24 protein-coding genes are annotated in these 23,430 nt (G+C 68.5%); 7 read left to right on the forward strand and 17 right to left on the reverse strand.

The genetic code is table 11. The annotated features are described in order from the left end of the window. Positions 1–35 precede the first annotated feature (35 nt). Positions 36–1,526 (reverse strand): flavin-containing monooxygenase, encoded by a 1,491-nt coding sequence (locus D5S18_RS33900; RefSeq protein WP_120045204.1) that lies wholly within the window; start codon positions 1,524–1,526, stop codon positions 36–38. Positions 1,527–1,668: 142 nt separating this feature from the next. Between D5S18_RS33900 and D5S18_RS33905 the strand changes: the two genes are divergently transcribed. Beyond that, positions 1,669–2,271 (forward strand): TetR/AcrR family transcriptional regulator, encoded by a 603-nt coding sequence (locus D5S18_RS33905; RefSeq protein ID WP_239004185.1) that lies wholly within the window; start codon positions 1,669–1,671, stop codon positions 2,269–2,271. 100 nt (positions 2,272–2,371) lie between these two features. Next, positions 2,372–3,001 (forward strand): DivIVA domain-containing protein, encoded by a 630-nt coding sequence (locus tag D5S18_RS36220; RefSeq protein WP_282434933.1) that lies wholly within the window; start codon positions 2,372–2,374, stop codon positions 2,999–3,001. Between the two features lie 15 nt (positions 3,002–3,016). Here the strand turns inward: D5S18_RS36220 and ruvB are convergent, their stop codons facing one another. The 4 genes from ruvB to D5S18_RS33930 form a co-directional block, all read right to left on the reverse strand. Next, positions 3,017–4,099, reverse strand: coding sequence for a Holliday junction branch migration DNA helicase RuvB (ruvB, locus tag D5S18_RS33915; protein ID WP_120045206.1), 1,083 nt, complete (start codon positions 4,097–4,099; stop codon positions 3,017–3,019). Between the two features lie 6 nt (positions 4,100–4,105). Further along, positions 4,106–4,705 carry a Holliday junction branch migration protein RuvA gene (gene ruvA / locus D5S18_RS33920; protein ID WP_120045207.1) on the reverse strand — a complete coding sequence of 200 codons (600 nt, stop codon included), beginning with the start codon at positions 4,703–4,705 and terminating at the stop codon, positions 4,106–4,108. Next, positions 4,702–5,271, reverse strand: coding sequence for a crossover junction endodeoxyribonuclease RuvC (gene ruvC / locus D5S18_RS33925; protein ID WP_203237038.1), 570 nt, complete (start codon positions 5,269–5,271; stop codon positions 4,702–4,704). Before ruvC ends, ruvA begins: the two co-directional genes overlap by 4 nt. Positions 5,272–5,348: 77 nt before the next feature. After that, entirely contained in the window at positions 5,349–5,819 is a 471-nt protein-coding gene (locus D5S18_RS33930; protein ID WP_120045208.1) for an MmpS family transport accessory protein, read from the reverse strand. Between the two features lie 127 nt (positions 5,820–5,946). On the opposite strand from D5S18_RS33930, the gene D5S18_RS33935 reads away from it, so the two are divergent. Together D5S18_RS33935 and D5S18_RS33940 are read left to right on the forward strand one after the other, a co-directional pair. Further along, positions 5,947–7,386 (forward strand): alpha/beta hydrolase, encoded by a 1,440-nt coding sequence (locus D5S18_RS33935; RefSeq protein WP_439651211.1) that lies wholly within the window; start codon positions 5,947–5,949, stop codon positions 7,384–7,386. Positions 7,387–7,451: 65 nt separating this feature from the next. After that, positions 7,452–7,658, forward strand: coding sequence for a DUF5988 family protein (locus D5S18_RS33940; protein ID WP_120045209.1), 207 nt, complete (start codon positions 7,452–7,454; stop codon positions 7,656–7,658). Positions 7,659–7,738: 80 nt separating this feature from the next. Here D5S18_RS33940 and D5S18_RS33945 read toward each other — a convergent pair whose 3' ends face one another. Both D5S18_RS33945 and pdxT read right to left on the reverse strand, forming a co-directional pair. After that, positions 7,739–8,494 (reverse strand): YebC/PmpR family DNA-binding transcriptional regulator, encoded by a 756-nt coding sequence (locus D5S18_RS33945; protein WP_120045210.1) that lies wholly within the window; start codon positions 8,492–8,494, stop codon positions 7,739–7,741. A gap of 193 nt (positions 8,495–8,687) precedes the next feature. Next, entirely contained in the window at positions 8,688–9,332 is a 645-nt protein-coding gene (pdxT, locus tag D5S18_RS33950) for a pyridoxal 5'-phosphate synthase glutaminase subunit PdxT (protein ID WP_120045211.1), read from the reverse strand. A 264-nt stretch (positions 9,333–9,596) separates the two neighbouring features. Here pdxT and D5S18_RS33955 point away from each other — a divergent pair, with 264 nt between their 5' ends. Further along, positions 9,597–11,288, forward strand: coding sequence for an APC family permease (locus D5S18_RS33955; RefSeq protein WP_120045295.1), 1,692 nt, complete (start codon positions 9,597–9,599; stop codon positions 11,286–11,288). A gap of 167 nt (positions 11,289–11,455) precedes the next feature. Here D5S18_RS33955 and D5S18_RS33960 read toward each other — a convergent pair whose 3' ends face one another. Next, positions 11,456–12,271, reverse strand: a complete 816-nt coding sequence (locus D5S18_RS33960) for an acyl-CoA thioesterase (protein ID WP_120045212.1) — start codon at positions 12,269–12,271, stop codon at positions 11,456–11,458. A gap of 66 nt (positions 12,272–12,337) precedes the next feature. On the opposite strand from D5S18_RS33960, the gene D5S18_RS33965 reads away from it, so the two are divergent. Then, positions 12,338–12,946 carry a nucleoside/nucleotide kinase family protein gene (locus D5S18_RS33965; RefSeq protein ID WP_120045213.1) on the forward strand — a complete coding sequence of 203 codons (609 nt, stop codon included), beginning with the start codon at positions 12,338–12,340 and terminating at the stop codon, positions 12,944–12,946. A gap of 178 nt (positions 12,947–13,124) precedes the next feature. Here the strand turns inward: D5S18_RS33965 and D5S18_RS33970 are convergent, their stop codons facing one another. Then, a complete protein-coding gene (locus D5S18_RS33970; RefSeq protein WP_120045214.1) occupies positions 13,125–13,730 on the reverse strand; it encodes a LysR family transcriptional regulator in 606 nt (201 codons plus the stop codon). Positions 13,731–13,827: 97 nt separating this feature from the next. Then, on the reverse strand, positions 13,828–14,748 hold the full coding sequence (gene pdxS / locus D5S18_RS33975) for a pyridoxal 5'-phosphate synthase lyase subunit PdxS (protein ID WP_120045215.1): 921 nt from the start codon (positions 14,746–14,748) through the stop codon (positions 13,828–13,830). Between the two features lie 725 nt (positions 14,749–15,473). Between pdxS and D5S18_RS33980 the strand changes: the two genes are divergently transcribed. After that, a complete protein-coding gene (locus D5S18_RS33980) occupies positions 15,474–15,938 on the forward strand; it encodes a hypothetical protein (protein WP_147404342.1) in 465 nt (154 codons plus the stop codon). On the opposite strand, the gene D5S18_RS33985 is transcribed toward D5S18_RS33980, so the two are convergent. The 7 genes from D5S18_RS33985 to D5S18_RS34015 form a co-directional block, all read right to left on the reverse strand. Further along, a complete protein-coding gene (locus D5S18_RS33985; RefSeq protein ID WP_120045296.1) occupies positions 15,939–17,060 on the reverse strand; it encodes an NUDIX hydrolase in 1,122 nt (373 codons plus the stop codon). Continuing rightward, complete coding sequence (locus D5S18_RS33990; RefSeq protein ID WP_120045217.1) at positions 17,060–18,184, reverse strand: glycosyltransferase family 4 protein; 1,125 nt, start codon at positions 18,182–18,184, stop codon at positions 17,060–17,062. Before D5S18_RS33990 ends, D5S18_RS33985 begins: the two co-directional genes overlap by 1 nt. Next, on the reverse strand, positions 18,181–19,122 hold the full coding sequence (locus D5S18_RS33995; protein ID WP_120045218.1) for a phosphatidylinositol mannoside acyltransferase: 942 nt from the start codon (positions 19,120–19,122) through the stop codon (positions 18,181–18,183). The genes D5S18_RS33990 and D5S18_RS33995 overlap by 4 nt, the downstream gene beginning before the upstream one ends. A 55-nt stretch (positions 19,123–19,177) precedes the next feature. Continuing rightward, a complete protein-coding gene (gene pgsA / locus D5S18_RS34000) occupies positions 19,178–19,852 on the reverse strand; it encodes a phosphatidylinositol phosphate synthase (protein ID WP_120045219.1) in 675 nt (224 codons plus the stop codon). Between the two features lie 6 nt (positions 19,853–19,858). Further along, the gene (locus D5S18_RS34005; protein ID WP_120045220.1) at positions 19,859–20,431 is read right to left on the reverse strand and encodes an ATP adenylyltransferase; all 573 of its coding nucleotides are present in this window, start codon (positions 20,429–20,431) and stop codon (positions 19,859–19,861) included. Continuing rightward, the gene (gene thrS, locus D5S18_RS34010) at positions 20,428–22,482 is read right to left on the reverse strand and encodes a threonine--tRNA ligase (RefSeq protein ID WP_120045221.1); all 2,055 of its coding nucleotides are present in this window, start codon (positions 22,480–22,482) and stop codon (positions 20,428–20,430) included. The genes D5S18_RS34005 and thrS overlap by 4 nt, the downstream gene beginning before the upstream one ends. 191 nt (positions 22,483–22,673) lie before the next feature. Then, positions 22,674–23,309, reverse strand: a complete 636-nt coding sequence (locus D5S18_RS34015) for a (2Fe-2S)-binding protein (RefSeq protein WP_239004178.1) — start codon at positions 23,307–23,309, stop codon at positions 22,674–22,676. Between the last annotated feature and the right edge of the window lie 121 nt (positions 23,310–23,430).

Raw genomic sequence — 23,430 nt, forward strand, 5'->3', positions numbered from 1 at the left:
GGGGGCCGCTACGCGGCTGTGTGACGTGGGGGCCGCTACGAGGCCGTGCCGTAGACATAGTCGTCCAGCGGGAAGGCGACGGCCTCGCGGTGCGCGTTGACGGTGCTGGTCGGGCGCAGCAGCGCGGCCTCGCCGTGCTGATTGAAGTAGTAGCTGCGGGCGGTGGCGCAATCGCCGCCGTAGAACACCGAGGAGCCGAGCTTGTCGGTGACCCGGTTCAGGAACGAGGTGTTGGCCGCCGCGCTGACCTCGAAAGTGGTTTCGCCCCTGCGGAACAGCTCGCGGAACAGCCTGCCCATATGCTTCATCTGCGCCTCGATGGTGGTGAAGTAGGACAGTCCGCTGTAGGAGTACGGGCTGTTGAGGCTCAACAGATTCGGGAATTTGGGGACGGTGATGCCCTCGTACGCCTGGAATCGGTTCTCGCGCCACCACTTGCCGAGATTCACCCCGTCGCGGCCGATGATCTCGATGGCCGGGAAGTTCACATCCCAGAGGTTGAAGCCGGTGGCCAGGATGAGGGTGTCGATCTCGGTCTTGTGACCGTCGGCGGTGCGGATGCCGTCGGCCTCGATCCGCTCGATGGAGTTGGTCTCCAAACGCACATGCGGCTCGTTGAAGGCGCGGAAGTAGTGGTTGGAGAAGGTGGGGCGCTTGCAGCCGAAGTCGTAGTGCGGGGTGAGCCTGCGGCGGGTGTCCCGATCGCGCACTTGGGCGCGCAGATGCGCCTTGGCCAGCGCGCCCGCACCCTTGTTCAGCAATTTGGCCTGCTTGAAATGCAGGACGCCGACGATCATCAGCGTCTCGAGCAGGCCGGTATTGACCAGGCGGGCCGCCTGCTGGGTGACGGGCATCTTGGCGAACAGTTGCCGCACGGCGGGCGGGATCGGAGCGTCGATCTTGGGCACCACCCAGATCGGGGTGCGCTGGAAGACGGTGAGCGCCGCGGCCTTCTTGGCCACCTCGGGCACCAACTGCACCGCCGTCGCGCCGGTGCCGATGATGGCGGCGCGGCGGCCCGTGAGGTCGAAATCGTCCTCCCACGCGGTGGTGTGGATGATCTTGCCCGCGAAATCCTCGATACCGGGGAAGGGCGGCGTGTAGGGCTGGGACAGGAATCCGGTGGCGGTGAGCAGGTAGCGGCCGGTGATGGTCTCGCCGTCGGCCAGGGAGACGACCCAGTGCTGGTGCGCGGCATCCCAGCGGGCACCGTCGACGACCGTGTCGAAGCGCATCCGGCGGCGCAGATCGTATTTGTCGGCGATGTGCTCGGCGTACTTCTTGAGCTCCGCGCCCGGCGCGAACAACCGCGACCAGTGGGGGTTGGGCGCGAAGGAATAGGAATAGATGACCGAGGCGATATCGACCGCCAGGCCCGGATAGTGATTGACGTGCCAGGTACCGCCGAGATCGCTCTCGCGCTCCAGGATCACGAAATCGCGCAGGCCGACCCGGTCCAGCTCGATGGCCGCACCCATCCCGCCGAATCCCGCACCGACCACGACCGCGTCGAACTGAGGCGCCACGTCGAACCTCCCGCATTTCAGAAGCTTGGTGAATAACTGTGTCCCAAAAAGCGGAATGACACATCATTCCGTTTATGACGACTGTATCATCGGCCAGGTGACGAAGCCATCGACCGGAACCCCCCGCAACGCCGGTTCGGCCATGCAGCGGCGCAAGGCCGAACTGCGCCGCGACATCATCGACACCGCCTTCGCCTGCTTCGCCGAGAAGGGCTACCACGCCACCGGCATCGCCGATATCGCCGGACGACTCGGCATCGGCCACGGCACCTTCTACCGCTACTTCACCAATAAGCGCGACATCATCGACCACGTCATCGACGACCTGTCGACCCGCATCATCGAGGCGCTGGGCACCGAGAACGCCCCCGACGCGGCCACCACGCTCGACGAGTACCGCGCCCAGATCGACCGCATCGGCGCGGCGCTGACCCGCATCCTGGTCGAGGACCGCAGGGTCGCGCAGTTGCTGCTGTTCCACGCCACCGGAATCGATGACGAACTCACCGCCCGCCTCTACGGCCTACTCGACACCGCAGACGCCCTCACCGCGGGCTACCTGGACCACGGTGTCGAACTCGGCTATCTGCGCACCGATCTCGATACCGCCAACACCGCGCGCGCCGTCACCGGCATGCTGCTGGCCGCGATCCTGCACGGACTGCGCCGCCCCGAAGAGTCCGAGATCACCGCTTTGAACCAGGCCATCCGCCGCTTGCTCATCGATGGCGTCCGACGCGACTGAGACCGCGCGTGCGTCGGGAATTCCGCTCCGGTGGCGAATAATTCGCGAACACCGCGCGTATGGTGAACGCAGTCCGAAGAGGTGCAGCTAGGGGACGCGCATGTTCACGAGAGACCAGCGGGTGGCCGATACCCGCATCACCGGAGCGAGGATGACGGCCGGGGAGGTGAGCCGGACCCGCTTCGCCGCGCCCGTTGCCGAACAGCGCGCCTACCGCGCGCAGGAAGTGGACGCCTTCCTCGCGGCGGTCTCGGCCGCGCTGGACGGACGCGGCGCGCTGACCGCCGACGATATCCGCCACATCGTCTTCGACGCGCCCCGCCTCGGTGAGCGCGGCTACCAGGCCGAACAGGTCGACGAATTCCTGGACCGGGTGCGGGCGGAATTGGAGTCGCGCCGGCGCGGTGCGCGCCCGGTGCCCGCGGCGGGCGGTCCGGCGCTGCTCACGCCCGAGGATCTGCACCACATGCGATTCAGCTTGTCGCCGGTCGGATTTCGCGGCTATCACCAGGAGGAGGTGGACGCCTTCCTCGATCTGGTGGCCGCCACCCTCGCCCACGGCGGGCCGGGCAGTCTCACCGTCGAGGATGTGCGCTCGGTGCGATTCACCGAGGCCAGGCTCGCCACCAAGGGCTATCAGCGCGACGAGGTGGACGCCTTCCTCGATCTGGTGATCGCGGCGCTGCGGCGCGCCGAACCGCAGCCGCACCGCTGGTCGCGCCACGAATAGCGGCGCGGCGCAGGGCTATTCGCCGAATAGATCCAGGCTGGGCTGACTTTCGCGCCCGCGGACCTCGATGGAGCCGAACATCAGATCCGGCGGGGGCGTCAGACCCAGATGCTCCCAGGCGGCGGCCGTGGCCACTCGACCGCGCGGGGTACGCGCCACCAGTCCGGCCCGTACCAGGAACGGCTCGCACACCTCCTCCACCGTCGCGGCCTCCTCGCCCACCGCGACGGCCAGCGTCGAAACACCCACCGGCCCACCGCCGAAGCCACGCACCAGCGCGCCGAGCACGGCGCGGTCCAGGCGGTCCAGGCCGAGCACGTCCACGTCATAGACCTCCAGCGCGGCCCGCACCACGGGACGGGTGACCCGACCGTCGGCGCGCACCTCGGCGTAGTCGCGGACCCGACGCAGCAGCCGATTCGCGATACGGGGCGTCCCGCGCGAGCGTCCCGCGATCTCGGCCGCGGCCTCGGGCTCGATCTCGATGCCGAGGATGTTCGCCGAGCGCAGCAGGATCTGCAGCAGCTCGCCGGGTTCGTAGAAGTCCATATGTCCGGTGAAGCCGAACCGGTCGCGCAGCGGACCCGTGAGCGCACCCGAGCGGGTGGTGGCCCCGACCAGGGTGAACGGCGCGATGTCCAAGGGGATCGACGTCGCGCCCGGCCCCTTGCCGACCACCACGTCCACCCGGAAATCCTCCATGGCCAGGTAGAGCATCTCCTCGGCCGGGCGGGCGATGCGGTGGATCTCGTCGATGAACAGCACATCGCCCTCGACGAGATTGCTCAGCATGGCCGCCAGGTCGCCCGCGCGCTCCAGCGCGGGACCGGAGGTAATGCGCAGCGCCGTACCGAGTTCCGCCGCGACGATCATGGCCATACTCGTCTTGCCGAGACCGGGCGGACCCGACAGCAGCACATGATCCGGGGTCGCCCCGCGACCCTTCGCACCGCGCAGCACCAGCGAGAGCTGTTCGCGGACACGGGGTTGACCGATGAAGTCGTCCAGCGATTTCGGGCGCAGACTGGCCTCGATCTCGCCGTCGGAGCGCAGATAGCTCGCGGTGACCGGGGAGTCGTCCTGATCCTCGTACTCCATGGCGCGCTACCGATTCTTGCCGAGCAGACCCAGCGCGGCGCGCAGCGCGGCCGAGGTATCGGCCGCCGGACGCTCGGCCAGCACCGCGTCCACCGCCGGTTCGGCCTGCTTGAGCGGGAAACCCAGACCGGTGAGCGCCTCGATGACCTGCTCGCGCACCGGTGTGACGGCGACCGCCGAACCGGGCGGACCCGCCTGCACCGGAACGAGATTCACCTTGTCGCGCAGTTCGACCACCATGCGCTCGGCCCCGCGCTTGCCGATACCGGGCACCCTGGTGAGCGCGGCGACATTGCTCTCGGCCAGCGCCTTGCGCAGCGCCTCGGGCTCCAGCACCGCGAGCACCGCCATGGCCAAACGGGGGCCGACGCCGGAGACGGTCTGCAGGAGGCCGAACAGGTCGCGGGCCTCGGTGTCGGCGAAACCGTAGAGGGTCATCGAATCCTCGCGCACGATCATCGCCGTGTAGAGCCGGGCCTCGGCCCCCGTGGCGAGGCCCGCCAGCGTGGCCGGGGTCGCGTTGAGTCGATAACCGACGCCCGCGGCCTCGAGCACTGCGTGATCGAGCGCGATCTCGAGCACCTCACCGCGTACCGACGCGATCACCCCTGCACCGCCTTTCGTTGTTGGGCCAGTCGTTCGGTGTAGCGCCGCCGGGCCGCGGCGGCCTGCGCCTCGGCTTTGGCCATGCGATCCAGCAGCGGCGCCCGCCAACAATGACAGATCGCCAGCGCCAAGGCATCCGCCGCATCGGCGGGTTTCGGCGCGACCCGCAAGCCGAGTATCCGGGTCACCATGGCCGTCACCTGCGCTTTGTCGGCGGTGCCGCTACCGGTGACGGCCGCCTTCACCTCGCTGGGTGTGTGGAAGGCGACCGGGATGTCGCGACGCGCCGCCGCCAGCGCGATGACACCGCCCGCCTGCGCGGTGCCCATGGCGGTGCGCACATTGTGCTGGGCGAAGACCCGCTCGATGGCGACCGCGTCGGGACGGTGGGTATCCATCCAGTGCTCGGCCGCGTCGGCCACGAGCATGAGCCGCCGGGCCAGGTCCAGGTCCACCGGGGTGCGCACCACATCGACATCCAGGGCCGTCACCTTTCGGCCGAGACCTCCGTCGACCATGCTGAGCCCGCACCGGGTGAGCCCCGGATCGACGCCCATCACCCGCACGACATCCCCTCTCGGACACGAACAACTGTTCGAGAGTCTAACGGAGGGTGTGTGTTCCCCACCCCAGCGACACGGCCTCAGCCGAGGACGAACGGCAGGAAACAGTTGACGTAGGCGGTGGGACCCGAACTCGATTCGCTGGCAAGGACTTTGCCGTCGCGCAGAATGCGGCAGCTCATGGTTTCCCCCGCGGCGCCGCTGGCCGAAACGCCCGCGGGCGTGGCGAGCCCGACGATCAGCACCTCCTTGCGCCACGGCAGGGCGCCGCCGGATACGACCGCGTTATCGAATTGACCGTGGTAGTAGGCGATATCGGCGGCGGCGGCCGAGCCGGTGACCTCGTAGACCACCGAAACCTCGTGTCGCGCCTCCTTGGTCGTCCGCACGGCGAAGGCGCCCAGCAGGACCACGCCGCCGCCGACCAGCGCGACCACCACCAGCGCCACCACACCCAGGACCCACGGCCACAGCGGCCGCGACCGGCGCGGCGGATACTGCGGCGGCGGATAGTAGCCCTGCGGGCCGCTCGGCGGCGGTTGATAGGTCACGGCGTCCTCCGGACTCCCGAGCTGTCGCTCGCGAGATTACCGGACACGGGCGTCCGTTCCGACGGAACGGGTTTGCCCATGTGCTTCCCGGGCGGTTCACAGGGAGTCTCGAGGTCGTGGCTGGAGGATTGCGCGAGTGCCTGTACTAAGCGCGCCTCCACCGCCCGCGCCCGAACTTCCCCCGGCCACAGTGAATCCGGGGTATCCCAACGGATTCCACCACGGTCTTTCGCTGCTGCACGGCTGGCTGCCGATCACGGTGCAGTTGCTGGCGCTGGTGGCATTGCTCGTGGCCGTCGGTTGGCGCACTCGGCGTTGGCGTTTGCTGTGGGTTCCGGTATGTGTGCTCGTCGGCGGGGTGGCGGCGCTCGCGGCGTGGTTCTATGTCGATGACCAGGGCTTGGCGTCGGATCCGGCGCCGCCGCTGCTGTGGGTGTGTGTGGCGGCCACGGGCGGCGCGCTCGCGGTGGCGGTGCTGGGCTGGCGTTCGGCCCGCTGGTGGCGGCGCGGCGTCTCGGCGGTGGCGGTGCCGCTCGCGCTGCTCGGCACCGGGATCGTGCTCAACCAGTGGGTGGGCTACTACCCGACGGCGCAAGCGGCGTGGAACGCGCTCACCGCCGGTCCGCTACCGCAGCAGACCGACCTGTCGGCGCTGGCGGGCCTGCGCGGTACGGAGGTGAAAGTCGGCAGGATCGTCCCGGTGCGAATCCCGGACGCGGGCAGCCACTTTCCGCACCGCACCGAATACGTCTATCTACCGCCGGCCTGGTTCGCCGGGGCGACACCGCCGCGACTGCCCTCCGTGATGATGATCGGCGGCGAATTCAATACTCCCGCCGACTGGGTGCGCAGCGGGCAGATCATGCCCATCGTCGACAAGTACGCGGCCGCCGCCAACGGGCAGGCGCCGATCCTGGTCTTCGTCGATTCCAGCGGCAGTTTCAACAATGACACCGAATGCGTCAACGGACCGCGCGGCGACGCCGCCGACCACCTCACCCGCGATGTCCCCGCCTATGTGACCTCGCGGTTCGGCGCGTCGAGCGATCCGGCGAACTGGGCCGTCATCGGCTGGTCCATGGGCGGCACCTGCGCGATCGACCTGACGGTGACCCATCCGGAACTGTTCCACACCTTCGTCGATATCGCGGGCGACCTCGGTCCGGCCTCCGGCGACAAGGAGCAGACCATCCGCCGCCTCTACGGCGGCGATGCCGCGCAGTGGGATGCCTTCGACCCGCTCACCGTCATCGCGCGCCACGGTCCATACACCGAGATCGCCGGACTCTTCGATGATCTGACCCCGCTGCACCCGCAGCGGCCCGGCCTCAACACCCGCCCGGTGGACGAGGGGGCGGTCGGGATGGGCGGCCACGACGGCGTCTACGACACCGGCGAGGTCGGCGCGGCCGAGAAACTCTGCGACGCGGGCCGCGCGGCAGGCATCGACTGCACCATTCACACGACCAAGGGCGGACACACCTGGCAGTTCGCCTCGGCCGCGTTCGCCTCGTCGTTCCCCTGGGTCGCCGCGCGGGTCGGACTGCCCGCTCCCCCACCCGCGTAGGCCCGAAATGCCTACCCGAGCCGGAAATGCTGTGACCGCCGACACAGCGCACCTACCATCGGTGCATGAGCAACCCTGCGCGTGCCGTTCTCGAAGGTGGTCCGACGGATCTGCCGGACCGTGTCGTCACCATCACCCCGCCGGGAACACAGATCAAAGTCCCGTACAAGGGCGGCTACGAGCATTTCGAGGCGACGCCCCGACACCTGGATACGGCCGAGGGTGAATTGCGCGTCTACGAGTGGGCCTATCGCACCACCGTCGCCGAATAGGCCTGCCCTACCGAGACACTCTCTACTGAAACGACTCGGTGCGCCGCACATCCCGTACGGCGCACCGACAAATCAACGAATCAGTCGTCCTCGAGCTGGGCGAGCACCTCATCCGAGAGATCGACATTGGTGTAGACGTTCTGCACGTCGTCGCTATCCTCGAGCGCGTCCACCAGTTTGAACACCTTGCGCGCCACATCGACGTCCACGGCCACCGACATCGACGGCTGGAAGCCGGATTCGGCGGAGTCGTAATCGATCTTCGCGCCCTGCAGGGCGGTGCGGACCGCGATCAGGTCCGACGGGTCGGTGATGATCTCGAAGGAGTCGCCGAGGTCGTTGACCTCCTCCGCGCCCGCGTCGAGCACCACATCGAGCAGGTCGTCCTCGGTGAGGCCGTTCTTCTCCAGGGTGATGACGCCCTTGCGGTGGAACAGGTAGGCCACCGAACCCGGATCGGCCATATTGCCGCCATTGCGGGTCATGGCCACGCGGACCTCGCCCGCGGCGCGATTGCGATTGTCGGTCAGACATTCGATCAGGACCGCGACACCGCTGGGGCCGTAGCCCTCATAGGTGATGTTCTGCCAGTCCGCGCCGCCCGCTTCCTCGCCACCGCCGCGCTTGCGGGCGCGCTCGATATTGTCATTGGGGACCGAGGACTTCTTCGCCTTTTGAATGGCATCCCAGAGCGTCGGGTTTCCGCCAGGGTCACCACCACCGGTGCGCGCCGCGACCTCGATGTTCTTGATCAACTTCGCGAACATCTTGCCGCGCTTCGCGTCGATCGCGGCCTTCTTGTGCTTGGTGGTGGCCCATTTGGAGTGGCCGCTCATGCCCTACTTCCTTCGGTCGGTGAAACCTGATTCGCCCCGCCACGGTGGTGCTCACGGCCGGCCGGACAACCCAGCCAGACTACTCGGCGTGTCATTTCGGGTGAGCGCGCGCACCCGTTTCGGATCGCGCGAGGATCCGAAATGGGTCGCGGCAACACGGGCCGCGCTGTGCGGGCCGCCGCCGAGATCCGGATCAGCCTGCGCGCACCATATCCACGAACATCTCGTGCACCCGCAGGTCCCCGGTCACCTCCGGATGGAAGGAGGTCGCCAGCACCCGACCCTGCCGCACCGCGACAATCCCGCCCGCGAACGGTCCATCCGCAATCCTGGCCAGCACCTCGACACCGGGACCGACCCGCTCGACCAGCGGCGCCCTGATGAACACCGCGCGCACCGGAACCTCATCCAATCCGGCGAACACCAGATCCGTCTCGAAGGAATCCACCTGCCGGCCGAACGCATTGCGCCGCACCGTCATATCGATGCCGGAAAGATGCTGGGCATCCGATCGGGTATCGAGCACCTCGTCGGCCAATAGGATCATCCCCGCACAGGAACCGAAGGCGGGCATCCCCCCGCGCAACCGGGCGCGCAGCGGTTCGAGCAGGTCGAAAACCTCGAGCAGCTTGCTGATCGTCGTCGACTCCCCACCGGGCAGCACCAGCGCGTCGACCGAATCCAACTCCTGCGCGCGCCGCACCGTCACCGGCACCGCGCCACAGTGCGCCAACGCCGCGAAATGCTCGCGCACATCACCCTGCAAACCCAATACGCCAATGCGCGGCGCGCCCGTCCGCGCCGGATGCTCGACCTGTGCGGCTGCCACCGAATCCATGCCCGTATCCTCCATCGCTCTGCCCACAAAACAATACGGACGCCCCAAAAACCGCCCCCGACGCGGCCGCTGTGTGCCCGCTCACCCGTGCCATCAACATTCCGTCAACGACTCTGGCGCATCGGCCCGCCCTCCCGCACACTCGCGCTGGTGACGGATGTGTTACCGCGTACAGTGCCCAACCACCACGATCCGGAGAAACTCGCACCGGACCGGCACGGCCTGACGGTGCTGACCGGGCTTGCCGGACTTTCGCTGGACGCCATGGCCTCGGTGTCCTACGGCCCGGAGGCGGTGGTGCTCGTCCTGGCCGCCGCGGGCGGCGCGGGCCTGGGCCTGACCCTGCCGGTCACCCTCGCCATCGCCCTGCTGCTCGCGGTGCTCACCGCCTCCTACCGGCAGGTCATCGCGGCCTTCCCCAACGGCGGCGGCGCATACGCCGTGGCCCGCCGCCACCTGGGACATCGCGCCAGCCTGGTCGCGGCGGCCTCGCTCATCGTGGACTACGTCCTGAATGTCGCGGTCTCCATAGCGGCGGGTGTCGCGGCCCTCACCTCGGCCTTCCCCGCCCTGCACGGGTACACGGCGTGGATCTGCCTCGCCGTGCTGGTGGGCATCACCGCGCTGAATCTGCTCGGCATCCGGGAGAGCGCACGCGCCTTCATGGCCCCGACCGTGATCTTCGTGGCGGGCATCTTCACCGTCATCATCGCCGGACTGCTGCGCTCGCAACCGGCCGCCGTGGCCGCGGGCACCGCCACCACGCTGGACTTCCGCACCGTCGGACTGCTGTTGCTGCTCAAGGCGTTCTCCAGCGGGTGCGCCGCGCTGACCGGTGTGGAGGCCATCGCCAACGCGGTGCCCAGTTTCGCCGCCCCGAAGGTGGCGCGGGCGCAGCGGGCGGAGGTGGTGCTCGGCGGGTTGCTGGGTGTCATGCTGATCGGTCTGGCCGTGCTCATCCAGAAATTCGAGGTGCGTCCCGTCGACGGCACCACGGTCCTGTCACAGTTGACCGAGGCGTCGCTCGGCCACGGAATCGGTTACTACGTGGTGCAATTCGCCACCGTCGTCTTGCTCGCGCTGGCCGCCAACACCTCCTACGGCGGTCTGCCCACCCTCACCAAACTGCTCGCCGACGACAACTGCCTGCCGCACCGCTTCGCCGTCGCCTCCCCGCGCCAGGTCTACCGCTACGGCGTGCTCACCCTCGGTCTGGCCGCGGCCGCGCTGCTGATCGGCGCGAACGGCGACATGAACGCCCTGGTGCCGCTGTTCGCCATCGGCGTCTTCGTCGGATTCACCCTCGCCCAGGTCGGCATGGTGCGGCATTGGCTGCTCGCGCGCAGCAAAGGTTGGCAGTGGCGGTTGGCGCTCAACGGTTTCGGCGCGGTGCTCACCTTCGTCGCCGCCATCGTCACCACCGCCATGAAGTTCACCGAGGGCGCGTGGCTCATCGTGCTGGTGCTGCCGCTGCTGGTGGTCGCGATGGAACGTATCCGCGGCGCCTACACCCGCATCGGCGAGGTCCGCGGCACCGCGGAGCTGCCCCGCCCGCCGCGTCCGCGCGAATCGGTGGTCGTGGTGCCGGTCTCGGAGGTCTCCGAACTGAGTTGCGAAGCGCTCTCGGCCGCCATGTCCATCGGCAAAGACGTTGTCGCGGTGCATGTCTGCCTCGAGGGCGAATCCACCCGCGCGTTCACCAAAGCGTGGGAGGCATGGCATCCGGATGTCCCCCTCGTCCTGCTCCCCGACCACGACGCCACCGTCGGCGGCCCGGTCGCCCGCTACATCAGCGAGAAATACCCGGACCGACGCAAAGTCGTGGTCGTCGCCGAGGTGGACCCGCCACTCGGCTGGAACCGAGTCCTACCGAGCCACCGCAGCGACGAACTCGAACGCGAACTCCGCAAACTCTCGGACACGGTCGTCTGCCACCTACGCGTACAGGTAGCGTGAGGACACGCTGCCCAACAGCGCAACTCCGGACTTCGCAACGCAATAACTGGTTTCGCGAGAATCCGGGTAACTCGTCGGGAACGCCCAAAATTCGAACACTGCTCAACCGCAGGCCCGGCGACCGACAGTCGAGGCACTCACGACCGGCAAAAATCGCGGGGAGGCGGCTACTGCCGGGTTCTGATCAGGCCTTCTTGGACTACCGAGGCGACCATGTCGCCGTGGCGGTTGAAGATCTTGCCGCCGGTCAGGGCGCGGCCGAAGCCGGCGGAGGGGGAGGACTGGTCGTAGAGGAGCCAGTCGTCGGCGCGGAAGGGGCGCAGGAACCACATGGCGTGATCGAGGGAGGCGTCCTGGGTGGCGATGTCCGGGTGGGTCACCTTCGAGGAGCCGAGCAGGGTCATATCGCTCATGTAGGCGAGGGTGCACACGTGCACCACCGGGTCGTCGGGGAGCGGGTGGCGGTAGCGGAACCACACCTGCTGCGGGGAGACGACGCCGGCGCGCTGGGTGACGCTGTCGGCGGGGACCATGCGGATATCCCAGTGCTCCCATTCGCGCATCAACCACAGTCGCTCCGGACTCAGGGACTGGCTGGCGTCGGGCAGGTCCTCCGGCGACTGGATCTCGGGCATCCGATCCTGATGTTCGGGACCCTCGTCGCCGACGTGGAACGAGGCCGACATGGTGAAGATCGCCGCGCCGTCCTGGACGCCGGTGACCCGGCGGGTGCAGAACGAACGGCCGTCGCGGATGCGTTCGACCAGGTAGACCGTGCGCTCGGCGGGATTGCCCGGCCGCAGGAAATAGCCGTGCAGCGAATGCACCTGGAACTGCGGCTCGACCGTGCGGACCGCCGCGACCAAAGCCTGACCGGCCACCTGACCGCCGAAGGTGCGCGGAAGCTGGGTCTTGCTGGTCGCGCCGCGGAAGATATCCCGCTCGAGCCGCTCTATCTCCAGCGCCTCTTCGATTGTCGCCATGCGCTCGACAGTAACCGGACCGACACCGACCTGAGCGGGCGACCACCCGCCCGCGAGGATGGGTCCATGCGCTATGTGCCGATCACCCCGGACGCTCTGGTCGACACGGTCGTCGAGGCCGTACGCGGGATCGACGGGTACGTGGTCGTCGGTGTGGACGGCGCCGACGCCGCCGAACCCGTCCGGGTCGCGGAGCGGATCGCGGCGGCGCTGCGCGAACCGGGTCGCCCGGCGCATACGGTGGCAGTGCGCGATTTCGTGCGACCGGCCTCGCTGCGCCTGGAATTCGGGCGCACCGATGAACTGTCCTATCGCACCGCGTGGTTCGACTATGCCGCAGTGCGGCGCGAGGTGGTGTCGGCGCTGCGCGAGCACGGCCGGTGGCTGCCCGCCCTGTGGGATGAGCGCACGGATCGTTCCGCGCGCGCCGCCACCCGCACCGCGCTGCCGGGCACCGTGCTGCTCGTCGCCGGACCCATGCTGCTGGGGCGCGGGCTCGCCTTCGATCACACCCTCGCACTGGCCATGTCGGAATCCGCGTTGCGCCGCAAGACGCCGGAATCGGATCGGTGGACCATCCCCGCACTGCTGCGCCATGATGCGGAAACCACGGATACGCCAACCACATTCGTCCGCTGGGAGCATCCCGATCGGCCTGCTCTGCGGGTGCCGTAGGCGGGGCCTGAGCGGCGGTTCGTGCGCCATTGTCCATCCACGTATCCGAGCGACGCACGAACCGCCCGTTCGATCCTCACATCTTCGGGTGCTCCGGCGCCAGAAACGGCCGGGTCGGTTCGTAAAAATTTCGTTACTGCCGCAAGAGATTTCGCACGGGCGGAGCAGGGAGCGGGAATCAGGCCTCGCGGGTCAGCGGTCCGCCGCGCACCGCGGCCACCAGCGATTCCACCGCGGGATGGCGCGACGCGGTCCGCCACACGGCCGTGTACCCGGCCTGCGGATCGTCGAATTCCGCACGGGCGAGCGGTATTCGACTGAATCGCGCGGGCGCTTCGACCGGATCGCGCACCAGTGCCAGATCGACCTCGTCGGCATCGAGCAGCCGCAGTTGGTCGGCGGTGGTTCCGGCGAACAGCACCATCCTGGCGCCGGGGAGCCGGGCGGCGAGCAGTTCCCCGATGCGCGCCAGCAGCCACGGCGGCACCCCGTTGGGGAATCCGAAGCGCAGCACCGGCGCGGGCGATCCGGCCTCCCGGCGGGTCTCGCGGATGGCCGATTCGGTGGCGCGCAGGATCTCGCGCCCGGTGCGCAGCAACACCGCACCTGCCGCCGTCAACCGCACCCGAGGCTCCCGGATCAGCAGCGGGCCGCCCATCTCCCGCTCCAGCCCCTTGATCTGCTGGCTCAGTGTGGGCGTCGAGATGAACAATTTCTCGGCGGCGCGGCGGAAGTGCAGTTCCTCGGCCAGGACGACGAAATAGCGCAGCTGCCGCAATTCCACCGTACCGACGTTACCGGGTGCGCGAAGGGCGGGAGGTCCGCAGGACCTCCCGCCCTTAAGCCGCCGTTCGGCGAAAGTTCATATCAATGCGGTGTTTTCACCAACCGCGCTCGGCCAAGCGGTGCGGCTGCGGGATCTCCTCGACATTGATGCCGACCATGGCCTCGCCCAGGCCGCGCGACACCTTGGCCAGCACATCGGGATCGTCGTGGAAGGTGGTGGCCTTGACGATCGCGGCGGCGCGCTCGGCCGGATTGCCCGACTTGAAGATGCCCGAGCCGACGAATACGCCCTCCGCGCCGAGCTGCATCATCATGGCCGCGTCGGCGGGGGTGGCGATGCCGCCCGCGGTGAACAGCACCACGGGGAGCTTGCCGGTTTCGGCGACCTCGCGCACCAACTCATAGGGGGCCTGCAGTTCCTTGGCGGCGACGAACAGTTCGTCCTGCGGCAGCGCGGCGAGCTTGCGGATCTCCCCGCGGATCTGGCGCATGTGAGTGGTGGCATTGGAGACGTCGCCGGTGCCCGCCTCGCCCTTGGAGCGAATCATGGCCGCGCCCTCGGTGATTCGGCGCAGCGCCTCACCCAGGTTGGTCGCGCCGCAGACGAAGGGAACGGTGAAGTTCCACTTGTCGATATGGTTGCTGTAGTCGGCCGGGGTGAGCACCTCGGATTCGTCGATGTAGTCCACCCCGAGGCTCTGCAGGATCTGCGCCTCGACGAAGTGACCGATGCGCGCCTTGGCCATGACCGGGATGGAGACGGCGGCGATGATGCCGTCGATCATGTCCGGATCGCTCATCCGGGATACGCCGCCCTCGGCGCGGATATCGGCGGGCACCCGCTCGAGCGCCATGACGGCGACCGCGCCCGCGTCCTCGGCGATCTTGGCCTGTTCGGGGGTGACCACATCCATGATCACCCCGCCCTTGAGCATCTCGGCCATGCCGCGCTTGACGCGGGCGGTGCCGACGGTGTTGGTGGTCTCGGGCGTGGTCACGGCAAACTCCTGGGTCATGGCGCGATCGCACCGCGGAAGAGACGGCGCGATCGCGGCAAGGATTGGGATCGCTCCAATTCTAGGCGGGCGGAGCAGGCCACTAGATAGCCAGTTGCGGACGACTGGTCTGGTGCGCTTCGCGCGCGATCGATCCCGTGCCTGCGGCAGGCAATCGCTCAGCACACGATGGTTCGCGGACAGCTTCGACCACGAAAGGCGTTACGGGAGCGGACAACCCCCGGTCGAACGGGTCCGAATCGGCGGCGATCCGGCGAACCCACCGTCGATTCAGAGGGGTTGGACCACCAGCAACTGTGCCCAGAACTGGGCCGCCGCCGCGCCGAGGATCGGCTCGAGCAGATCGAACAGCAGATACGACATGGCACACTCACTTCCGCGAAATCCGCGCGGGCCTGCGGTGAACGACCGGATCCTCGGGGCGCACCATACCGGCAGGCCAACCATGAGAACCTAGCATTACAGTGAAAAAACTCACACTTCAATGACTTTCAACCATAGATCACTGGGCTTGACAATCCGGAATTTGCGGGGCTGACCTGCGGTGACCCACTATACGTCGCGGTCGATCGGGGCACAGGCCCATTCTTTTCGCGTTTCGCCAGGTGGGCACCTCGCTACGTACGCTGAAAAACGTTCGGCGCGAACCGAATCGAAAGTGTCGACGGTGCGAGCGAAGGGCGACGTCAATGGGCAACCGGGACAGCGTGATACACGAGTGCTGTGTGGCACGCCGCACCAGGCTGGTGGTGCCCGAGCACCGCCCGCTACCGGAGAGCATCCCGCGCTGCCGCTTCGCCCATATCCAGCACTGGTCCGGCCTCGGCGGTCCGACCCGCACCCTGGTGCGCGGCTACCGACCCACCCGCGACGGGCTCGTCGTGATCGCCTCGGAGTTGTCGGATCACCGACCAGGATCGGTGGAGAATTTCGCCGCGCTCGCCGAGGCGTTCCGCGTCGACTGGGGCGGCAGGCTGCTGGTCGCCCCGGATGCCATCACCTGGTTCGCCCACCACGGCGATCACACGCAACCGAATCTGTTCACCAGGATCGGCCTGCGCTGGGACGGCGCCCGCTATGTCGACGGGACCGCGAACCATCGGCTCTCCGCGGCCGAGGCGGACACATTTCTCCGCGACCTGGTGTTGGATCCCGTCCCAGAGGTGCTCGCGCAACTGCGCGTGGCGTGATCAGCGGATCGAACGCACCTCGGGATCGCCCGCCGCGGACGCGGCGGCGAGGGCCTCGGGCAGCAGCCGATCCAGGTGGTACGGATACACCGTCTCCCCCGAGGCGTCCAACGCGACGATATCGGCCCCCACGCACCATTGGTGACCGGTGATCGAGCGCCGCTCGACATAGCCGCGATTGCCCGGATCGGGTTCGTATCCCGGCACCCGCAGCGCGAAGAACAACTCCTCGGAGCGAATCAGCTCGCCATCGAACGGGAAGACCGCGACCCGCCGCCAGATCGGACCGCGCAGCGCGGCGGGATCGGCATGATATCCGGTCTCCTCGAACAGCTCCCGCACCGCCGCCGCGCGCAGCGACTCCCCCGGCTGCACGCCGCCGCCGATGGTGAACCAGAACGACAGCTCCGGTGTCTTGGGATCGTTGCCCCGCATGAGCAGCACCCGATCCCGCTCGTCGATCAGCACCACCCGCGCCGAGGTGCGACTGGTGTCGACATCCAATCCGGTGGCAGCGGCTGGGGTGGCCCGCTCGGTGATCTCGAAATATGTCGGCAGCGGCGCGGTGCCGCCCAGGTGCAGGATGCGCACGGGCCGCCGGGTGCGCAGCGCCAGGGTGTCGCGGACGGCGTCATTGTGGAAGCGTCGCGCGATGAGCACTCTGGCCTCGGCGTCGGCCAGTTCGGCCACCAGTTGCGGGCGCAGCACCGCGATATCGACCGCCGACAGCGCGGCGGAGAGTTGATTCTCCGCCGCCTCGCGTTCGGCGCGATCCGCGCGCTCGGCCCGACCCGCCAGTGCGGCAAGACTTCTGGCCTGCTCGGCGCTGTCGGCACCGGAGATCGGCCCGGCCGCGGCCATGGCCGCGGAGCTCGCCCCTGTCAAAGAGCTCGGCCCTGTCACCGCTATGGCTGTCGAACCCGGCCCTGTCATAGCCAGGGCGACGGCGCGGGCGACCACCGCGCGCCTGGCCAGCGCGGCGTCGAGCGCCTGCCAGGACAGGTCCGAGCGCACATGCAGGCGGTCGAGTCGGTTGGCGGTGGTGTAGGCCCAGACGCCGATGGTGATCAGCAGCGCGGCGAGCAGCGCGAGCAGCAGCACCGCTGTCGCGGAGAAGGTGATCATCCGGCGGCCCGCACCCGCACATCGCCGACGGTGACCGTCTCGTACACCCGCAGGATCTGCTCGGCCACCACCGGCCAGTCGTATTCGCCGACCACCCTGGTGGCGGTGCGCACCAATGCCTCGCGCCGCTCCCGATCGGTGAGCACCTGGTGCAGCGCCTCGGCCAGCCGAGCCGAATCGCCGACCGGCACCAGCACACCCGCCGCGCCGTCGCGCAGCACCCGGCGGAAGGCGTCGAGTTCACTGGCCACCACGGCGGTGCCCGCCGCCATGGCCTCGATCAGGATGATGCCGAAACTCTCCCCGCCCAGATTCGGCGCGACATAGACATCGGCGCTACGCATGGCCGAGGCCTTCTCCGCATCCGACACCTGACCGAGCAGGCGCAGGCGGTCCGCGTGCGGTCCGGCTTCCTTGCGCAGCCGCTCCTCGTCACCGCGGCCGACGATCAGGATCTCGATGTTCGGATGGCGGCGCACCAGTTCCGGTAGGGCGCCGAGCAGCACCTGCATACCCTTGCGCGGCTCGTCGTAGCGGCCGAGGAACAGCACGACGCCGCCCGCGCGCGGATATCCGGGCAGCATCGGCGCGCGGGCGAAGGCGGGCACATCGACGCCGTTGGGAATCTCCACCGCATCCGATCCCAGCGCCTCCACCTGCCAGCGCCGCGCCAGTTCGGAAACCGCGATGCGCCCGCTGATCTTCTCGTGATAGGGCCGCAGCACCCCCTGAAAGGTGCTCAGGATCAACGATTTCGTGGTGGAGGTGTGGAAGGTGGCCACGATCGGCCCCTCGGCGATCTTCAGCGCGAACATCGACAGGCTCGGCGCGTTCGGCTCGTGCACGTGCAGGACGTCGAAGTCGTTGCCGTCGATCCAGCGGCGGATCCGGGCGTAGGCGGTGGGGCCGAAGGAGAGTCGGGCCACCGACCCGTTGTAGGGAATGGCGACCGCGCGGCCCGCGGAGACCACGAAATCCGGCAGTTCCGTCTCCTCCGAGGCGGGGGCCAGCACGCTGACCCGGTGGCCGCGCTCGAGCAGCACCCGCGCCAGTTCGACCACGTGGGCCTGCACCCCGCCGGGCACATCGAACGAATACGGGCACACCATACCGATTTTCACGGTGTCACCTCGCCCTTGGCACGCATCGCGTCCTGCGCCGCGGCGATGCGGGCGAGCCTGGCCTCGGACAGGTCCGCCTCCCAAAGGGGTTGCAGCATATGCCAATCGGCGGGATGTTCGGCGATATTGGCGGCGAAGCGATCCGCCAGCGCCTGCGCGGCGGCCGCGATGCCCGCCGAGACATCTATCGGCGCTTCGGTTTTCAGGCCCCAGCCCTCGGCGCCGTCCGGATCGACGGTGAACCAGGCGTGCACCGGGATCAGTGCCGCGCCGGTCTCGATGGCGAGTTTGACCGCGCCCGCGGGTAACCAGGTGCGTTCACCGAAGAACGTGACCGGCACACCTTTCCCGGTGAGATCGCGCTCCCCCATCAGGCAGACGATCTTGTTCTCGCGCAGGCGCGCCGCCAATTGCGGGAACGGCGGTTGCTCGCCGCCGGTCAGCGGGAATACCTCGAAGCCGAGGCTTTCCCGGTAGGCGACGAACCGTTCGAACAGCGCCTCCGGTTTCAACCGCTCGGCGACCGTGGTCAAGCTCTGGTAGTGCTGCACCAGCCACACGCCCGCCATATCCCAATTGCCGGAGTGCGGCAGGCAGAGGATGACACCGCGCTCGGCCGCCAGCCCGGCATCGAGATGTTCCAGTCCGCCGACGTAGTAGTCGATCTTGGTGTGATCCATGCCCGGCAGCCGAAACGCCTCGCGCCAATAGCGCGCGTACGAGCGCATACTCGCCCGGATCAGCTCGTCGGGCACCTGCTCCGGCGTCGTACCGAGGACACGGGAGAGGTTGCGCCGCAACTGAATCGGGCCGCCATGCCGGACCGCGCGATCCGCGCCCCAATCGAAGAGGCGACGCGCCGTGCGCTCGGGCAGCGCCCGCACCACGCGCCACCCCGCCGCATAGGCCAACTCTTTGGCCCGCTCCCCCGCACTCACCGTATTACCCCCGATCTCGTGCGCACCCGCCGCGCCATGACGCGACCGGACGCGCTCACCGCGCTTCCTGCGCTTCCGGTCCGGGCCGCACGGCCTGGACGATATCGCGCGCTCCCGGCGAATTCCGCACTGCGAGCACCCGCTGGAACACCGTGACAATGCTCAGCACCGCCAGAATCCACATGGCGACATGTACGGCGTAGGTCAGCCAACCGATGCCCCAGTATCCGCCGATACCGGTGAATCCGGCACCGACCAGCACGATGATCAGCCGGTCCGGGCGCTCGATGATGCCGCCGTCGGCGGACAGCCCGCTCGCCTCGGCCCGCGCCTTCGCATACGAGATGACCTGCGAGGTGACCAGCACCACCAGCGTCGCGAAGAACAGGGGCCGATGCTGCTCGTGATAGACCGCCCACCAGGCCAGCCCGCCGAAGATCGCGCCGTCGGCGAGGCGGTCGCAGGTGGCGTCGAGCACCGCGCCGTATTTCGTGCCGCCGCCGCGCGCCCGCGCCATCGCCCCGTCGAGCATGTCGAACATGACGAACAGCCAGATCACCATCGTGCCCCAGAACAGATGCCCGGAGGGGAACAGCGTGACCGCGGCGGCGATCGAGGCGGTGGTGCCGATGACGGTCACCGCGTCGGGCGTGAGCCCCGTGCGCACCAGCGCCCGGCCCAGCGGCGCAGTCGCTTTCGCGAACGTCTCCCGGCCGAAGAAGCTGAGCACGGCTGTCTACGCCTCCTTCCAGGCGGCCGCCAATAGCGCGCGGGTCTCGCGGAGCAACTGCGGCATCACCTTCACACCGCCGATGACCGTGATGAAGTTCGCGTCACCGCCCCAGCGGGGGACGATGTGCTGATGCAGGTGGTCGGCGAGCGAACCGCCCGCCACCCCACCGAGATTCAGGCCGACATTGAAGCCGTGCGGGCGCGAGACCCGCTTGATCACCCGGATCGCCTGCTGGGTGAACGCCATCAGCTCGGCGGCCTCCGCCTCGGTCAGATCCTCCAGGTTCGCCACCCTGCGGTAAGGCACGACCATCATGTGACCCGGGTTGTAGGGATACAGGTTGAGCACGGCGTACACCTGTTCGCCCCTGGCGATCACCAGGCCGTCCTCATCCGACATCTTCGGGATATCGGTGAACGGGTGGCCCGAAGCAGTATCCGCGTCGGTGCGCTCGCCCGCCGCTGCGGCGATGTAGGACATCCGGTAGGGCGCCCACAGTCGCTGCAGCCGATCCGGATCGCCCACCCCGGTATCCACTATCGCGTCGACCTCCACATCCAGACCCTGATTCTTCATGCGCCGGTCCGGAGTTCGCCGAGACCCTCGGCGGTCGGCGAGGCATTCTCGCGCCGCCGCACCCAAGCCACCACGGCGGCCACCGCGTCGGCCACCGGAACGCCGTTGACCTGGGTGCCGTCGCGGAAGCGGAAGCTCACCGCGCCCGCGCTCACATCGCGCTCGCCCGCGAGCAGCATGAACGGCACCTTCTGCGCGGTGTTGTTGAAGATCTTCTTCTGCATTCTGTCGTCGCTGCGGTCCACGTGGGCGCGGATACCCGCGGCGGCGAGCTGACCGATCACCGAATCCAGGTGCGGCGCGAAGGCTTCCGCCACCGGGATGCCGACCACCTGGACCGGCGCGAGCCAGGCCGGGAAGGCGCCGGCGTAGTGCTCGGTGAGCACGCCGAAGAAGCGCTCGATCGAACCGAACAGCGCGCGGTGGATCATGACCGGCCGCTTCTTGGTTCCGTCGGAGGCGGTGTACTCCAGCTCGAACAGCTCGGGCTCGAAGAAGTCCAGCTGGATCGTCGACATCTGCCAGTTGCGGCCGAGCGCGTCCCTGGTCTGCACCGAGATCTTCGGGCCGTAGAAGGCGGCCCCGCCCGGATCGGGGACCAGTTCCAGTCCGGAGGATTCGGCGACCTGGCGCAGCGTCTCGGTGGCCTGCTCCCACAGCTCGTCGGAGCCGACGTACTTCTTCGGGTCCTTGGTCGACAGCTCCAAGTAGTAGTCGTCCAGTCCGTAGTCCTCGAGCAGATCGAGCACGAACCGCAGGATGCTGGTGAGCTCCGCGGCGACCTGCTCCTGGGTGCAGTAGATGTGCGAATCGTCCTGGGTCATGCCGCGCACCCTGGTCAGGCCGTGCACCACGCCCGACTTCTCGTAGCGGTAGACCGAACCGAATTCGAACATCCGCAGCGGCAGCTCGCGATAGGACCGGCCGCGCGACCGGAAGATCAGGTTGTGCATCGGGCAGTTCATCGGCTTGACGTAATAGTCCTGGCCGGGCTTGCGGACGGTGCCGTCCTCGTTGTACTCCGCGTCCAGGTGCATGGGCGGGAACATGCCGTCGGCGTACCACTCGAGGTGCTTGGACGTCTCGAACAGATGCGCCTTGGTCAGGTGCGGGGTGTTGACGAATTCGTAGCCCGCCTCGACGTGCCGCTGCCGCGAGTAGTCCTCGAGCTCCTTGCGGATGATGCCGCCCTTGGGGTGGAACACCGGCAGGCCCGAACCCAATTCGTCCGGGAAACTGAACAGGTCCAGTTCGGCGCCGAGTCTGCGGTGGTCGCGCCGCTCGGCCTCGGCCAGCAGGTGCAGGTGCGCGTCCAGCGCCTCCTGCGATTCCCACGCGGTGCCGTAGACGCGCTGCAGATCCTCGCGGCTCTGATCGCCGCGCCAGTAGGCGGCGGAGCTGCGGGTGAGTTTGAAGGCCGGGATGAATTTGGTGGTGGGGATGTGCGGGCCGCGGCACAGGTCGCCCCAGATACGCTCACCGCTGCGCGGGTCCAGATTGTCGTAGATGGTCAGCTCGGCGCCGCCGACCTCCATGACCTCCGGATCATCGATCCCGGACTTGTCGCCGATCAACTCCAGCTTGAACGGCTCCTTGGCCAGTTCGACGCGGGCCTGCTCCGGCTCCACGATGCGACGCGAGAATCGTTGCGCGCCTTTGATGATCTTCTTCATCCTGGATTCCAGGCGGGTCAGATCCTCGGGGGTGAAGGGCTTGTCGACCTGGAAGTCGTAGTAGAAGCCGTCCCGGATGAACGGGCCGATACCGAGTTTGGCCTCCGGGAACTCCTGCTGCACCGCCTGGGCCAGGACGTGCGCGGTGGAATGCCGGATGACATTTCGGCCGTCGGGGGTGTCGGCGGCCACCGGCTCCACCTCGACGTCGACCTCCGGGGTCCAGGACAGGTCCTTGAGCTCACCGTTGTGGCGGACGACTACCACGGTGTCCGGCCCCTTCGTGGGCAGGCCCGCCTCCCGCACCGCAGTGCCCGCCGTAGTCCCGGCCGACACCCGGACGCGGGCGAGGGGACTGTGGACGGCTGGGGTGGTCACGGCGGCGCTCTCCTTGGCGTCGTCGGCGGCGGGGCTGGTCCCCGCGCCGGGCGGGCTGCTCGTCGAACGAGGAGCCCACCATCGGATTGCGGGACGGTTTGTCCCGGCGCGGACCATGCTATCGCCCACCCGCGCACAACCGTGTCGACGGACCGCCGTCGGCCGCGCGCCCTGCGGATCCCGCGCTGCCCTCAGCCCTGTGCGGCCAGTTCCGCCAGCCGCGACTCCCGGTCCGCGGCAGTGCGTTTCGGGCAGCTCGTGCACATCTCGCAGCCCGGAAATTCGAAGACCAGGCAGCAGGACAGCCGCTTGACGAAGGTGCGACCGCCGATCTCGACGAAACGCGGCGCGACCAGCCTGCCCCCGATCTCGCGCGCCAGCCGGGACCCGGCCTCGGCCGACCCCGCGTCGAGGGCGCGATTGCCGATGGCGTCGGTGACCACCGCCCACAGCGCGGGCGCCCCGGCCCCCGAGACGGCGGCCACCACCGGGATCACCGTGGCGAGGGTTTCCCGAAGTGCCGCAGCGCATTCGGCGATGCCGTCGGACGGAAGGATGTGCACGACCTCGATCCCGCCGTCGGTGCGCACCTCGCAGTCCAGCCGCGCCAGCTCCGGCGCCGGGGCGGGCGTGTCGGTCGCGTAGGCCCGCGCCACCTGTTGCACCAGGGCCGAGGCCAGCATGCACCACCACATGGTGCCCGCGACGCGGGGCACGGTATTGCCCCAGGTCTCGCCGGTCTCCGCGATGCGCGCGGCGAGCCACTGCGGCTGGGTGAGCATCCGCCCCGGCACGGTGTGCGTTTCGACGGGGGACTGTGCGGCCATGGTCATTCGACTCCGATCGGCACCGATGCGTATTCCCTGTCGTCCATGCCGCCCCTCACGGCGCGGATTCCCGGCAATGCCACTGATACCACTGTGTCACAAAGATTTTCGAATCTCCGGG

Origin of the sequence: Nocardia panacis, assembly GCF_003598715.1 — a bacterium.
GTDB classification, from domain to species: Bacteria; Actinomycetota; Actinomycetes; order Mycobacteriales; family Mycobacteriaceae; genus Nocardia; species Nocardia panacis.

Excerpts from the sequence above, each read along its gene's own strand:
- D5S18_RS33905 (WP_239004185.1), top strand. The coding sequence starts at position 1,669 with ATGCAGCGGCGCAAGGCCGAACTGCGCCGCGACATCATCGACACCGCC.
- D5S18_RS36220 (WP_282434933.1), top strand. The coding sequence starts at position 2,372 with ATGTTCACGAGAGACCAGCGGGTGGCCGATACCCGCATCACCGGAGCG.
- ruvB (WP_120045206.1), bottom strand. The coding sequence starts at position 4,099 with ATGGAGTACGAGGATCAGGACGACTCCCCGGTCACCGCGAGCTATCTG.
- D5S18_RS33940 (WP_120045209.1), top strand. The coding sequence starts at position 7,452 with ATGAGCAACCCTGCGCGTGCCGTTCTCGAAGGTGGTCCGACGGATCTG.
- D5S18_RS33945 (WP_120045210.1), bottom strand. The coding sequence starts at position 8,494 with ATGAGCGGCCACTCCAAATGGGCCACCACCAAGCACAAGAAGGCCGCG.
- pdxT (WP_120045211.1), bottom strand. The coding sequence starts at position 9,332 with ATGGATTCGGTGGCAGCCGCACAGGTCGAGCATCCGGCGCGGACGGGC.
- D5S18_RS33955 (WP_120045295.1), top strand. The coding sequence starts at position 9,597 with ATGGCCTCGGTGTCCTACGGCCCGGAGGCGGTGGTGCTCGTCCTGGCC.
- D5S18_RS33960 (WP_120045212.1), bottom strand. The coding sequence starts at position 12,271 with ATGGCGACAATCGAAGAGGCGCTGGAGATAGAGCGGCTCGAGCGGGAT.
- D5S18_RS33965 (WP_120045213.1), top strand. The coding sequence starts at position 12,338 with ATGCGCTATGTGCCGATCACCCCGGACGCTCTGGTCGACACGGTCGTC.
- pdxS (WP_120045215.1), bottom strand. The coding sequence starts at position 14,748 with ATGACCCAGGAGTTTGCCGTGACCACGCCCGAGACCACCAACACCGTC.
- D5S18_RS34005 (WP_120045220.1), bottom strand. The coding sequence starts at position 20,431 with ATGAAGAATCAGGGTCTGGATGTGGAGGTCGACGCGATAGTGGATACC.
- D5S18_RS34015 (WP_239004178.1), bottom strand. The coding sequence starts at position 23,309 with ATGGCCGCACAGTCCCCCGTCGAAACGCACACCGTGCCGGGGCGGATG.